Source organism: Alcanivorax sp. DSM 26293 (assembly GCF_900107995.1).
Taxonomy (GTDB): Bacteria; Pseudomonadota; Gammaproteobacteria; order Pseudomonadales; family Alcanivoracaceae; genus Alcanivorax.
Genome location: NZ_FNUM01000001.1, coordinates 108,841 through 121,155 on the forward strand (window position 1 = coordinate 108,841; position 12,315 = coordinate 121,155).

Consider the following 12,315-nt stretch of genomic DNA (forward strand, 5'->3'; position numbering starts at 1 on the left):
GAGAGTCCTTAGCGAAGTTCAGTCAATGCCGCCGCCAGCTCCGTGGCAGCACGGCGTTTGGTATTTTCCATCGGGCGACGCGGGCGGGCACGCAGGCCGCTGGCCGGCACCTGACCGCTGAAACGGGTAGCGGCGAGGAAGTCCAGCACCTGTTCCGCCCCGGCGCGGTTGTTGCAGGCGAGCACCATGTCACAGCCTGCCTCCAGGGCTGCCCTCGCCCGCTCCGGATAATCGCCGACACCATGGGCCCCGGCCATGGACAGGTCATCGGAGAAGATCACGCCGCGAAAGCCCATCTGCTCGCGCAATCGGGTCTGCAGCCAGTAACGGGAAAAACCGGCGGTCTGGTTTTCCACTGCACTGTAAATCACGTGGGCGGGCATGATGCCGTCCAGCTTTTGTGCCAGCGCCACAAAAGGACGCAGGTCCGCCGCTTCAATCTCGGCCAGCGGCCGCGGGTCCACCGGCAACTCCAGATGGGAGTCCGCCACCACATGGCCGTGGCCGGGAAAATGCTTGCCGGTGGCAGCCATGCCGGCGGCGCTCATGCCGTCGATAAACGCGCTGGCCAGGGCGATCATGGCATCCGCATCACCATGAAAGCTGCGATCGCCGATCACCGTGCTGGTGCCGTAATCCAGATCCAGTACCGGGGCAAAGCTCACATCGATATCCAGCTCGGTCAGCTCCGAAGCCATCAGCTCACCCAGCAAGGCGGCATCCGCCACCGCAGCTTGCGGGGCCTGATCATAACGACGTCCCAGTGCGGCCATGGGCGGTAGACGCACGAAGCCGTCCCGGAAACGCTGCACGCGCCCTCCCTCCTGGTCCACGGCGATCAGTATTTCCGGGCGCACGGCACGAATCTGGCGAACCAGCTCCGCCAGCTGCTGCCGATCCTGATAATTACGGGTAAAGAGAATCAACCCGCCCGTCCCCGGGTGGGTCAGCAGGTCTTTTTCCACATCACTGACCTGGAGTCCTTCCAGATCGAGCATCAGCAGGGGGGAAACGGATGGCATGGCAATCCTGATTGGTGATCGTTATTCCGTGATGGTGACAGCGGCACCCACCGGCACCTGATCGAAAACGCGAATTATGTCCGCGTTACGCATCCGAATGCAGCCGTGGGACGCGGGCGCCCCCATGGGTTCGCTGTCCGGTGTGCCGTGAATATAAATAAAGCGACGAAAACTATCCACGTCACCGCCCAGATTATGGCCGGGCTCCATGCCTCCCAGCCAGAGAATACGGGTAAGAACCCAATCGCGCTGGGGATGCTCCTGAACCTTGGTCGCATCGCAGATTTCCCCGGAGAATTTACGCCCGGCCAGCACCGCGCCTTCCGGCAGACCCTCACCGAAGCGAGCCCGCACCAGATGCCGGCCCAGGGGCGTGGCTTCACTCCCCATGGCCTGGCCGGCCCCGTTGCGGGCGGTGGATACGGGGAACCGTTCCGTACGCTCGCCGCGCAGTTCCAGCCATTGTTCCGAAAGGTTAATGATCAGTTCCATACCATCCTTTTCAGGCAATGAAAGCCTGCATATTGAACCACCCAACGGGGCCGCTTGCAGCCGCGAACCGCACTGACCAAGCAATTGCGTAAGCGCCCACGGCCACCGACCAATCCGCAGGAGCGCCGCTGGCGGCGTGATAAACGAGGCACGAATGACGAGTTACGAGAAGCGAAAACCTGATTTTCCCTTATTTCAGATTTTGATTTTCGATACTCGCTTCTCGTGACTCGCCACTGTTGAGGTTATCCCGCCGCCAGCAACGTTATTCGCTACGTTCCAGCAGCAAGGCAGGTCACTCAGGCACGTCGGCCTGGATGCCTCCGACCAGGAACGGCAACAGGCGCCGGGTGATATCTGCAGCGCTCACATCCAGGTTGAAGTCGGCCTTGCTGATAGCCTGCAGGGACTGCATGCCGGACAGGGTAAAGATCACGGCGCCCAGACTGAACTGAACCCGCCAGAACAGCTCCATGGGCGGTACGCTCGGCACCGCTCGCTGCAAATGCTCCTGCAGGCGTTTAAAGACAGCGCCGTAGTGTTTGTGCAGGTAGTCACGCAAGTGCCCTTGAGGCTGGCTGTAGGCCTGCCCGGAGAGACGAAAGAAAATGGCCGCGCGCTGGGGGTCTTCCGGGTGGGTACCCAGGGCCAGGCGAAACACGATGCCGAGCACATTTTCCGGCGTATCCGGCGTGCCGGTCGCTTCCATTTCATCCAGCTTGGCCCCGAGTGCCGCACTGAACGGCGTCAGAAAGCGTTCGAATACCGCTTGTATCAGCGCTTCCTTGGAACCGAAATGATAGTTCACCGCCGCCAGGTTGACCCCGGCCTTGCTGGTGATGGCACGCAGACTGGTTTCCGCAAAGCCCTTCTGGGCAAACAGTACCTCTGCGGTATCCAGAATCCGGTCAACCGTGCCCGCCTGTGCCATGCGCCCCGCCCTGTGTTCAAAACATACGTTTCAAACATACGTTTGGGTGTGTAGGGGGTCAAGGGGGGATTCAAAAACCCGTTGTAGGAGCGTCGCTGGCGGCGCGATAGCCCAAGCTCTGAAAAGATCGGTTTCCCACAGAGGACACAAAGCCCACGGAGCAATCCTGTTTTTACTCAGTGGGCTCTGTGTCCTCTGTGGTGAAAATGTGCTTTTAACCCAGCCTGGCAAATCGCGCCGTCAGCGACGCTCCTACGGAAAACTTAGAAGTAATACACCACTTCCGCCTGAATGAAGTCGGAGCGGCTGACCGGACTCAGACCCGGGTTCTCTGCCCGGCCCTGCAGGGCCGACAGATACAACTCCGAGGCAGTGAGCGGTTTGCCGGTGTCGGTGTAGAAACGCGCTTCCAGGGAGGCCTTGAGGTTGTTGCCGAAACGACGACTGGATTCCAGATTGATGGCTTTCTCGTCGTTTTCCAGGTCGTAAATCACGCCGGCAAGAATCTCTGTGGACGCCACATCGTTGAACGTAAACCGGGTAGCCAGCAGAACGTCATCCTGGAAAGGCGATGCCAGCGCCTCATCCCGATCCTCCCACAGGTACTCCAGCAGCCAGCCCAGATCCGCCGGGCCGTCGAACACTCCCACCTGGGTATATTCGAAGCCACCATCCAGGGCGGTAAAGCGGTCGCCTTGGCCGGATCGGGTAATGGCCTCCAGCTTCCATAGCCAGCCGTTGTTCAGGTACTGGAGCTCCAGGCCGGTTTGGTCAATCACGTTATACAATGGCACCAGCTGCGGATCGCTGCCGGCCGGCAGGCTGCCGGTGAGCAGCAGGGCCTGCAGTTGTTGCGGGCTGAGGGCCTCCGGGAGCAGCAAGGGTTCACGGCTGGTCCCGGAGAAATGGGACAGCGCCAGTTCCAGGCCATTATTGAAATACTGCTGGTAGCGCAACGCCACATCCACCCGTTTGTCTTCGGCACCGGATTCGTAACGGGCCTGGTCAGACACCGGCAACGGCGTGCGCGGTCGCCCCTCTTCTCCGGCATAAGTGCGCTCACGGAATCCGGGCAACAGGAACAGGTCCAAAATGCCCCAGTCCCGCACCGTGGAAAGATTGAGCATGGGCTGACCGAGCTTTTCCTCGCCATCCACCTGATCCACCAGATCGGTCTGGTTGATGATATCCACCAGGTGCCGTCCTTCCGTCACGCCCCAGAACACCTTGCGAATCCCCACCCGGGATTCCCAGCCGCGGCCCACATGAATCCATGACAGCTCACGAATATCGGCGTGGGTGCGCTCGCTATCGTTCTCGTCCACCCGCAAATAGGGAATGAAGGTGAACAGATCATCCCGGTTATTCCACTCGTGGAAGACCTCGCCCTTCAGGTACAGGGAGCCATTGGTGGAATAATCCGCCGCCTCATAGGGCGATGACTGGGTAAAGTAACGCCCTTCCAGGCCCGCCTCGCCACGAAACTCCCAGGCAACCGCCAGGGATGGCAGCACCAGCAGCGCAGCCAGACTGTGTCGCCATACCATGATCAACGGGCCCGTTTCAGACTGTTCTGGTTGAAGTCCGCTTCCGTCAGGCCGGTGTCATAGCGATAGTTGCTCCAGAACAGGTCGGTGGCCTTGCCGGTCTGATGATTGACCATGGCCATCTTGCCGGGCTGCCAGAACCGGTCCTGGTACTGGGCGAAGTCGCTCATGGTGAGGGTTTTCAGCAGGGATTCCTTGCGGTCGTAGTAATCCACCTTCCAGGTGCGGTATTCCTGCTGATCAATCCAGGCCACCTGCTTGGTGTAGCCGGAGTTCTCGTCGGTGGGGTAGCGTTCCATCACAAAGCAGGTGAGCTCACCGCAGGCTTCGTCGCGCAGGTATTTGTAAGTGTATTTCTCCACTTCCTGGCCACGCATGTCCTCGAAACTGAATTCACTGCCCATAAAGGGGCCAGACTTGTTCCGCGAGGCAATGGTCTTCACCCGACGCAGGGCCGGCAGATAGAGCCACTGGTCATCATCGCGGGTCTTGTAGCTGTAGGTCAGCAAGGCGGTGCCACGCACATCCCGGGGCGTATCGAAAATGGTCAGGCTCTTGTCCCCCTCCTCGCCGGTGCCTTCCAGGGTACTGACCCGCAACTCGCGCTCCGAGGTATCGCCACGCCCGGTGATCAGCACCATGCGCATGTCCGCCTGAAAGTCACCAAAACCCGCCCCGCGGCGATCCGCTTCGCGGGCGATTTCCAGACCTTTCTCTTCCGGCGTCTGGGCATGGAGAACAGGAACGGCACAGGCCAGAGCCAGACCGGCCAGCAGCAGGCGTACTTTCATGATAAACCTCGGTTTGGTTGGTTGTTGATCACACCGTTATGGGTAACAGTGTGTTTACCATGATAGGGAGGATAGCGGAAAGGGGAATGCTGAAGGGGCCAAAATTAGTTGACAGTTGATAGTGGACAGTTGACAGCTACGCGATTGAATACAGTCTGAGTTTTTAACGTATGAGGCCGCGCCCACGCTCTGGGCGCGGCCTCATACGTTGGAAGTTAAAGCATTGCCCTGTACGCGAGCTGTCAACTGTCCACTATCAACTGTCAACTACCTTCACCACTCCTCCAGATACCCCACACAATGCTCCACCAGCTCGCTGACCCGCTGGATGGCATTGCTCAGGCGCTCCAGGTCGCCTTCTGCCAGGGGGGCATAGCGGTCTTCTGCCATCAGGTTGAGAGCGTTGGCATCGCTGGGCGGTGCTGGCCGACGGGCCAGGCCAGCGGCACCCATGGCACCCTGCATTTCCCCGTCCAGCCAGGCGATCAGGTCCGCGCGGTCGGCCAGGGCCTGGCCGAGGATGGCCATTTCCGGGGCTTCCACTTCAGAATCGCGGAATGCCTGAACCAGGGCAGCCAGGCTGAACAAGTGGTCGGCACCGGCTACCTGATAGGTGTTGGCAGACTGGCGCGCCAGACCAACCAGGGCGGAATAGAGATGAAAGACCACGGCACCACGCAGGGCCAGGCGCACCGCAGGCACCGCATCAGCCTGTTCACGGGTGAGCTGACGTAGAAGGGCCTGGGCAAAATAGATCCGCTCGCGCAGACCACTGACGGCATTTTCTCGGACCATTCGGGACATGGGGACTCACAGAAACTATGGATATAACGGGTTAACCTGACCGTAGGAGCTATGCTTGCATGGCGAACCTGCTCGCGATGACCCTGGTTTTCGCCATGCAAGCATCGCTCCTACAAATAAAGGCGGTCAGGATTTCTTGGCAGCGGCCTTTTTCTTGGCCGGGGCCTTCTTCTTGGCTGCCGCTTTCTTTTTCGCGGGCGCCTTTTTCTTGGTCTGTTCCTCGACCCATTTGCCGTCCCGGTAGAAGGCCATCCAGCCGGTGGCCTTGCCGTCGATCTCGCTCATCACGTACTGCTCTTTGGCCTTTCGGCTGTAACGCAGGACCCCGGGATTGCCGTCCGGGTCTTTCGCCGGCGCTTCGGCCAGGTACTTGTGTTTGGGATCAAGCTGCTCGGCGACGCTCTGGATTTCCAGGATCAGTGGCGGCCGGGTTTCCCGGTTTTTGGGAAACTTGCTGGCGGCCAGGAACAGGCCGGAGGCACCATCGCGCAATAGATAGTGATCGTCATCGTATTTCTCGCACTTCAGGTGCGGCATGGGAATCGGATCGGCCCGTGGCGGTGCCGGCTCGCCGCTCTTGAGGAGTTTGCGGGTATTACCACATGCCTCGTTGGTGCACTTGAAGAATTTCCCGAACCGACCGGTTCGCAGCTGCATGTCGTTGCCGCACTTTTCGCATTCCAGCACCGGCCCATCGTAGCCCTTGATGCGGAACTCGCCCTTCTCGACCACATAGCCGTCACAATCGGGGTTATTACCGCAGATGTGCAGCTTGCGCTTTTCGTCGATCAGGTAATTTTCCATGGCGGTGCCGCACTTCGGGCAACGCTTCTTGTTGCGCAGTTCCTTGGCTTCCGCTTCTTCATCGTCAGCATTCACCGACTCGGCTTCTTCTCCGGGCAACAGATTCAGGGTCGCCGTGCAGCGTTCCTTCGGTGGCAGGCTATACCCTGAACAGCCCAGAAAGACCCCGGTGGAACCGGTACGGATCTGCATGGGCCGGCCACACTTGGGACACTCGATGTCGGTATCCGTGGGCAGGTTGGCACGCATACCGCCAATGGCCTGCTTGCCACTGCCCTCACCCTGGGCCGCTTCCAGTTTGGCAACAAAATCCCGGTAGAACTCATCGAGCACATCCTGCCAGTTACGGCGGCCCTCGGCGATTTCATCCAGGGTTTCCTCCATGCGGGCGGTAAAGCTGTAATCCATCAGGTTGGGGAAGTTTTCCGCCAGACGATCAGTGACGATATCGCCCATTTTTTCCGCGTAGAAACGGCGGTTGTCCTGGCGCACATAGCCACGATCCTGAATGGTGGAAATAATCGCCGCATAGGTGGACGGACGACCAATGCCACGTTTTTCCAGCTCCTTCACCAGGCTGGCTTCAGTGAAACGGGCCGGCGGCTTGGTGAAATGCTGATCGATGTCCACCTGGTCGATGGTCAGGCGGTCGCCCTCTTTCACATCCGGCAGCAGGGTATCTTCCTGACCCTTGCGCGAAGCGGGGGGCTGGATACGGGTCCAGCCGTCGAACTTCATGATGCGCCCCTTGGCCTTCAGCTCGTAGTCATCGCCGGTGGCGGTGAGCGTGGTGCTCAGGTATTCCGCCGGGGGCATCTGGCAGGCAATAAACTGGCGACGGATCAGTTCGTAGAGACGCTGGGCATCACGCTCCATGTCCTTGAGGGAGTCGGAGGTGCGGCGCACGTCGGAGGGGCGAATCGCTTCGTGCGCTTCCTGGGCGCCCTCCTTGCTGCTGTAGGACAACGGCTTCTCGGGCAGGTACTTGTCGCCCAGTTTCTCGCCGATCCATTCCCGGCAGGCTGCCACGGCATCTGCACTCAAGTTGGTGGAGTCCGTACGCATGTAGGTAATGTGGCCAGCTTCGTAGAGGCGCTGGGCCATCATCATGGTCTTCTTCACCCCGAATCCCAGGCGGGTACTGGCCGCCTGCTGCAGCGTGGAAGTAATAAAGGGGGCCGAAGGCTTGGAACGGGTAGGACGTTGCTCACGCTGGCTGATGGTCAGAGTACCGGCCTGCAGCAATGCCTGACGATGTGCTTCCGCGTCATCGCCATTGTTCGGGCGGAAGTTCTCCCCCTTGTGCTTGGCCACTTCCAGGCGCAGGGCTTCGCCCTGATCACTGTGGGTGTCGCTGCGCATTTCCCAGAACTCTTCCGGAGTAAAGGCGCGGATTTCCCGCTCTCGCTCCACCACCAGTTCCACCGCCACGGACTGCACCCGTCCTGCGGACAGGCCACGGGCAATCTTTTCCCACAGCAATGGCGAGATCATGAAACCCACCACCCGGTCCAGGAAGCGGCGGGCCTGCTGGGCTTCCACCCGACTCAGATCCAGTTTGCCCGGCTGCTCAAAGGCGGCCTGAATGGCTTTTTTGGTAATTTCGTTGAACACCACCCGGTCAAAGCGACTGTCATCACCGCCGATCACTTCCCGCAGGTGCCAGGCAATGGCCTCCCCTTCGCGGTCCAAATCCGTGGCCAGATAGATGCGGTCGGCCTTGGCGGCAAGACGCTTGAGTTCGTCGATCACCTTTTCCTTGCCGGGAAGGATCTCGTAATGGGCCTTCCAGCCGTGCTCCGGGTCGACCCCCATGCGGTTGATCAACTGGGCCTTGGCCTTCTTCTTTTTATAGGCTTCGCGCTCCTCCTTTGGCAGTGAGCGCGTATAGGCGGCCTCCTTGGCACGTTCCTGAGGGGTGCTCTTCTTGGAACCGCCACTGACCGGCAGATCGCGTACGTGGCCGACGCTGGACTTCACTACGAAGTCGTCGCCCAGGTAGCGGTTGATGGTCTTGGCCTTGGCAGGCGACTCCACAATAACAAGAGTTTTTCCCATTCTCAGGTTCTCAATGGCGGCGGTTTGTTGAACAGAGCACAGACCGGCTGCCCTTACCCCACTATGACGGTGGCTGGGGCGACGCAGGTCCTCTTCGGGCGCTATTTAGACAGCGCCGGTATGGCCGGGTCAAGCTCTGCTGTCTTCCGGGGAGCCTCTGAATAACCCTCCACGTGCCCGATCTCCCGGGCTGGATCGCAATCCCGGCGCGAGTTTCACAGCGTCTGCCTCTCCCTCCACGCATCCCCCTGGACATGCAAAAAAACCGGGGAACGTCAGCCAGCAGGACCCGCAGAGCGCGCCCGCAAGGTACCACGGGCTCGCAGTGAGTTCGTCAGAGGCACCGTCTTTTTAGTAGTAGACCAGAGGCGGTTGTGGAGCAACCCTCAAAGCGGCGTTCTCCCCCCCTGGAAAGCCATTGAAAGCGCGTTATACTGCAGAAAAGTCACCGTTTCAGGGAGAGAACCGTGCCGAGCCCCTACCGCCGAATTCTGGTCGCCATTGATTGCAGTGATGAGTCTGCACAGGTGCTATCCCGTGCCGCCGGGGTCCTCTCCGGCAACGACGGTGAACTGCATCTGATCCATGTGATCGAGCCTCTGGCCCTGGCCTACGGTGCCGATGTGCCCATGGATGTGACCGACCTGCAGAGCGGCCTGATGCAACAGGCCCGCGAGACCGCTGACACCTATGCCAGCCGCTATCAGATTCCCGCCGACAATGTTCATGTGGAGCTGGGCTCCATTGAGAAGACCATTCTCGACCAGGCTGACAAGCTGCACGCCGACCTGATCGTGGTCGGCAGCCACACCCGCAGCGGCCTGGCCCTGCTACTGGGCTCCACCGCCCGGGGACTGGTGCCGGGGGCGCATTGTGATGTGCTGGCGGTGAAGGTGGATCAGAAAGGCAATTAATAGTTAATAATGAATAGTTTCGCGGTTGGATGCTTGAGGAATACGAAAGCAAAGAGGCCGCGCCCATAGTATAGGCGCGGCCTCTTGCGTTGCAGCACAGATAACTCATTCCGCGACGTTATTAATTATTCATTATTAACTATTAATTGCCCTCAAGTGAGCTGCAACGCCCCCGTCCCTTCCGGGCCTTCTTCATTCCAGCGACACAGCAATTCTGCCAGCCCCTGGGCCTGAACCTTGAGAGCCGCCAGTTCTTCCCGGCTGCCTTTCTCGCCGTGAAACACCGGGAGTTTGCGCATGGACTGGACCAGCTCGTGATCCGGAGACTGCATTCTTTTGACTTCCAGCGTCCAACGGATGTGATGAACGATCATGTGGAAAAAGGCCAGCCGCGTCGCCAGTGAATAAGGACCGTCATCCTCGTTGAACTGATTGAAGTCCAGGCTTGCCAGCACGGCTTCGCGGGCATTCTCCGCCACCTTGATAGTGGCGCTGCGCGGCGTGCCCAGCAGCATGGAAAGGGTGCCGAAGACTTCACCGGGAGAAACGTAATAAAGTGGCGTGTCGCCGGCATGCTCCGAGAGCACTTCCAGTTGCCCCCGCAACAGGAAATACAAGGTGGAATCCACATCCCCGGCACGAATCACCGTGTCACCGGAACCTGCCACCCACAGGCGCGTATTGCGCTCCAGATGCGCGAATTCATGCTGGTCGTCACGGGCAATTTCATTGAAAAACGGGACACCGGATAACAGTTGCCGAGTCCGTTGTTGGCCGAAATCATTATTATTGGCCTGCTCCATCTACTATCCCCAGGTCTGATGGAATTATTATCGGAGACTCCGGCTGCAGGGCGAATCCGGAAGGACACGCAACCGCTCAGAAGCTCCCTTCAATATGCTAGTGCCAGCGCTCCCACAGGGCAACGATATCCTCCCTCAACGGTCGAAAAACCGGCCCGGACAACTGTTCAAATAGCACTGTTCATATTATCAGTACCTGTGCTAGCATCGGTTTTGTAGCACCGGCTGTCAGCCTCGACTGACAGCCTGGTCAGCCAGAAGCGCCATTGGCGCCCCGGCATGGAACCGAAATCCTGCGGGAAACATGGAGAAGGTTATGAGCAGCAAACTCACCGATCGCCAGCAACAGGTACTGGATTGTATCCGCGAATGTATCGCCGATACCGGTATGGCTCCGACGCGTGCGGAAATTGCCGACATCATGGGCTTTCAGTCCAAAAATGCCGCCTCTGACCACCTGAGAGCACTGGAACGCAAGGGCTTTATCAAACTCCACAGCGACCGCTCCCGCGGGATTCAGCTACTCGATAATGCGTTCTGGTCGGAAGAAGAACTGCCGGTGGTGGGCAAGGTCGCTGCCGGCGTTCCCATCGAGGCAATCGAGAACGTGGAGCGCACGGTTCCCGTCCCCCAGGGGCTGTTCAAACAACGGCCAACCTACCTGTTGAAGGTACAGGGCGACAGCATGATCGAGGCAGGCATTTTCGATGGCGACCTGATTGCCGTACGTAAATCCAACGTGGCCCGCTCCGGCGAAATCGTGGTAGCCCGCATTGACGAAGAAGTCACAGTGAAGACCCTAAAGTTGAATAAATCCAGCGCTACCCTGCTACCGGCCAATGAGGCGTATGAGCCCATCAAGGTGCCGGCGGATCAGTTGATCATCGAGGGTATTTTTGTGGGGCTAATCCGTGATCCGAATTCTTACTAGTGCCGTTCTGCTATTGATGAGTGCCGTCGCCATGTCCGATACGAATCTTCTCGCCCCTTGCCCGGATTCGCCCAACTGCGTGTCCAGCCTGGCAACCGATGAGGACCGCCGGGTCGCTCCGCTGAAGGTCGCACAAACCCGCCAGGCAAGCATGGCCCGCCTGCAGGCACTGTTACGCCAGTTACCCCGGGTTGAATTCGACGTGGTTGGTCAGTCCCGCATTCAGGCCCGCTTCTCCAGTCGCCTGCTTCGCTTCGTGGATGATGTGACTTTTTATGTCCGTGAAGATGGCATGGTAGAGGTACGGTCCGCATCCCGGGTGGGCTACTGGGATTTAGGTGCCAACCGTCGTCGGGTAGAATCCCTGCGCGAACAACTGGCGGAGCAGGCCCCTGATGACAGCACCTCACAACACTACCCTCAACACGGCTCCCGTTCATTGGGCTGATATCGGCGTCAACCTGACCGACAAGCAATTCCAGGACGATCGCGACCAGGTACTGGCACGCGCCCGCTCCGCCGGGGTGACCTGGCAATTGCTCACCGGTACCAATGTGGAAGAATCCCGCCAGGCCATAGCGCTGGCAAGCCAACACAACGATTTGTTTGCCACTGCCGGCCTGCACCCCCATAGCGCCCGCTTCTACTCGCCGGCGCTGGAAAAGGAACTGCGTGAACTACTGGGACAGCAGCGCGTAAAAGCCGCCGGCGAGATGGGGCTGGACTTCAATCGAGACTTTTCCCCGCGTTCCGACCAGGAGCACGCCTTTGAGGCCCAGCTGGCACTGGCAGTGGAGCATAAGCTACCGGTGTTTCTCCATGAACGTGATGCCCATGAACGCTTTGCGCCCATCCTGAAAGCCTATCGGGATCACCTTGTGGGTGCCGTGGTGCATTGCTTTACCGGTTCCCGCGAGGCACTTTTCGATTATCTGGACCTGGATTGCCATATCGGCATTACCGGCTGGATTTGTGATGAACGCCGCGGGAAACCACTGGCAGAGCTGGTGCACAATATTCCGGATAACCGACTGTTGCTGGAAACCGATGCCCCCTATCTGCTACCGCGGGACCTACCGGAACCGCCCCCGAAGAAGCGGCGCAATGAACCTTCATTTCTTCCCTGGATCGGTAAACGGGTGGCGAGTTTGCGGGGGCAAGATGTGGCCCGGGTGGCGGGCATGACGAGTGAAAACGCGCGAGCGATGTTCAGATAAG

Annotated in this window: 12 protein-coding genes; 4 read left to right on the plus strand and 8 right to left on the minus strand. The window is 59.4% G+C overall.

Going from position 1 to position 12,315, the window contains the following annotated elements:
- Positions 1-8 precede the first annotated feature (8 nt).
- From nagZ to topA, 7 genes are all read right to left on the minus strand, one after another.
- Positions 9-1,022, minus strand: a complete 1,014-nt coding sequence (nagZ, locus tag C4S63_RS00465) for a beta-N-acetylhexosaminidase (protein ID WP_234999896.1) — start codon at positions 1,020-1,022, stop codon at positions 9-11.
- A 21-nt stretch (positions 1,023-1,043) separates the two neighbouring features.
- The gene (locus tag C4S63_RS00470; protein ID WP_103916367.1) at positions 1,044-1,514 is read right to left on the minus strand and encodes a L,D-transpeptidase; all 471 of its coding nucleotides are present in this window, start codon (positions 1,512-1,514) and stop codon (positions 1,044-1,046) included.
- A 295-nt stretch (positions 1,515-1,809) separates the two neighbouring features.
- Positions 1,810-2,445: a TetR/AcrR family transcriptional regulator gene (locus tag C4S63_RS00475; RefSeq protein WP_062816513.1), complete on the minus strand. Its 636-nt coding sequence runs from the start codon at positions 2,443-2,445 to the stop codon at positions 1,810-1,812.
- Between the two features lie 263 nt (positions 2,446-2,708).
- Positions 2,709-3,992, minus strand: a complete 1,284-nt coding sequence (locus tag C4S63_RS00480; protein WP_103916368.1) for a hypothetical protein — start codon at positions 3,990-3,992, stop codon at positions 2,709-2,711.
- Positions 3,993-3,994: 2 nt separating this feature from the next.
- A complete protein-coding gene (locus tag C4S63_RS00485; RefSeq protein ID WP_103916369.1) occupies positions 3,995-4,783 on the minus strand; it encodes an outer membrane lipoprotein-sorting protein in 789 nt (262 codons plus the stop codon).
- A 273-nt stretch (positions 4,784-5,056) separates the two neighbouring features.
- Positions 5,057-5,587, minus strand: coding sequence for a hypothetical protein (locus tag C4S63_RS00490; RefSeq protein ID WP_063509345.1), 531 nt, complete (start codon positions 5,585-5,587; stop codon positions 5,057-5,059).
- A 126-nt stretch (positions 5,588-5,713) separates the two neighbouring features.
- On the minus strand, positions 5,714-8,449 hold the full coding sequence (gene topA / locus C4S63_RS00495) for a type I DNA topoisomerase (RefSeq protein WP_103916370.1): 2,736 nt from the start codon (positions 8,447-8,449) through the stop codon (positions 5,714-5,716).
- 467 nt (positions 8,450-8,916) lie between these two features.
- Here topA and C4S63_RS00500 point away from each other — a divergent pair, with 467 nt between their 5' ends.
- Complete coding sequence (locus C4S63_RS00500; protein ID WP_062816508.1) at positions 8,917-9,363, plus strand: universal stress protein; 447 nt, start codon at positions 8,917-8,919, stop codon at positions 9,361-9,363.
- 152 nt (positions 9,364-9,515) lie between these two features.
- On the opposite strand, the gene C4S63_RS00505 is transcribed toward C4S63_RS00500, so the two are convergent.
- Complete coding sequence (locus C4S63_RS00505; RefSeq protein ID WP_062816507.1) at positions 9,516-10,166, minus strand: cyclic nucleotide-binding domain-containing protein; 651 nt, start codon at positions 10,164-10,166, stop codon at positions 9,516-9,518.
- Positions 10,167-10,482: 316 nt separating this feature from the next.
- Between C4S63_RS00505 and lexA the strand changes: the two genes are divergently transcribed.
- Genes lexA through C4S63_RS00520 form a run of 3 tightly spaced genes read left to right on the plus strand, consistent with a single transcriptional unit; the run spans position 10,483 to position 12,314 of the window.
- Positions 10,483-11,097, plus strand: coding sequence for a transcriptional repressor LexA (gene lexA / locus C4S63_RS00510; protein WP_062816506.1), 615 nt, complete (start codon positions 10,483-10,485; stop codon positions 11,095-11,097).
- Positions 11,098-11,128: 31 nt separating this feature from the next.
- Complete coding sequence (locus C4S63_RS00515; RefSeq protein ID WP_063508905.1) at positions 11,129-11,545, plus strand: DUF1499 domain-containing protein; 417 nt, start codon at positions 11,129-11,131, stop codon at positions 11,543-11,545.
- Positions 11,493-12,314, plus strand: a complete 822-nt coding sequence (locus C4S63_RS00520; RefSeq protein WP_103916371.1) for a TatD family hydrolase — start codon at positions 11,493-11,495, stop codon at positions 12,312-12,314. The genes C4S63_RS00515 and C4S63_RS00520 overlap by 53 nt, the downstream gene beginning before the upstream one ends.
- The last annotated feature ends 1 nt before the right edge of the window (position 12,315 follow it).

What these genes read in the sequence shown, in the direction of transcription:
- nagZ (WP_234999896.1), bottom strand. Translation starts at nt 1,022, where the DNA reads ATGCCATCCGTTTCCCCCCTGCTGATGCTCGATCTGGAAGGACTCCAG.
- C4S63_RS00470 (WP_103916367.1), bottom strand. Translation starts at nt 1,514, where the DNA reads ATGGAACTGATCATTAACCTTTCGGAACAATGGCTGGAACTGCGCGGC.
- C4S63_RS00475 (WP_062816513.1), bottom strand. Translation starts at nt 2,445, where the DNA reads ATGGCACAGGCGGGCACGGTTGACCGGATTCTGGATACCGCAGAGGTA.
- C4S63_RS00480 (WP_103916368.1), bottom strand. Translation starts at nt 3,992, where the DNA reads ATGGTATGGCGACACAGTCTGGCTGCGCTGCTGGTGCTGCCATCCCTG.
- C4S63_RS00485 (WP_103916369.1), bottom strand. Translation starts at nt 4,783, where the DNA reads ATGAAAGTACGCCTGCTGCTGGCCGGTCTGGCTCTGGCCTGTGCCGTT.
- C4S63_RS00490 (WP_063509345.1), bottom strand. Translation starts at nt 5,587, where the DNA reads ATGTCCCGAATGGTCCGAGAAAATGCCGTCAGTGGTCTGCGCGAGCGG.
- topA (WP_103916370.1), bottom strand. Translation starts at nt 8,449, where the DNA reads ATGGGAAAAACTCTTGTTATTGTGGAGTCGCCTGCCAAGGCCAAGACC.
- C4S63_RS00505 (WP_062816507.1), bottom strand. Translation starts at nt 10,166, where the DNA reads ATGGAGCAGGCCAATAATAATGATTTCGGCCAACAACGGACTCGGCAA.
- lexA (WP_062816506.1), top strand. Translation starts at nt 10,483, where the DNA reads ATGAGCAGCAAACTCACCGATCGCCAGCAACAGGTACTGGATTGTATC.
- C4S63_RS00515 (WP_063508905.1), top strand. Translation starts at nt 11,129, where the DNA reads ATGTCCGATACGAATCTTCTCGCCCCTTGCCCGGATTCGCCCAACTGC.
- C4S63_RS00520 (WP_103916371.1), top strand. Translation starts at nt 11,493, where the DNA reads ATGACAGCACCTCACAACACTACCCTCAACACGGCTCCCGTTCATTGG.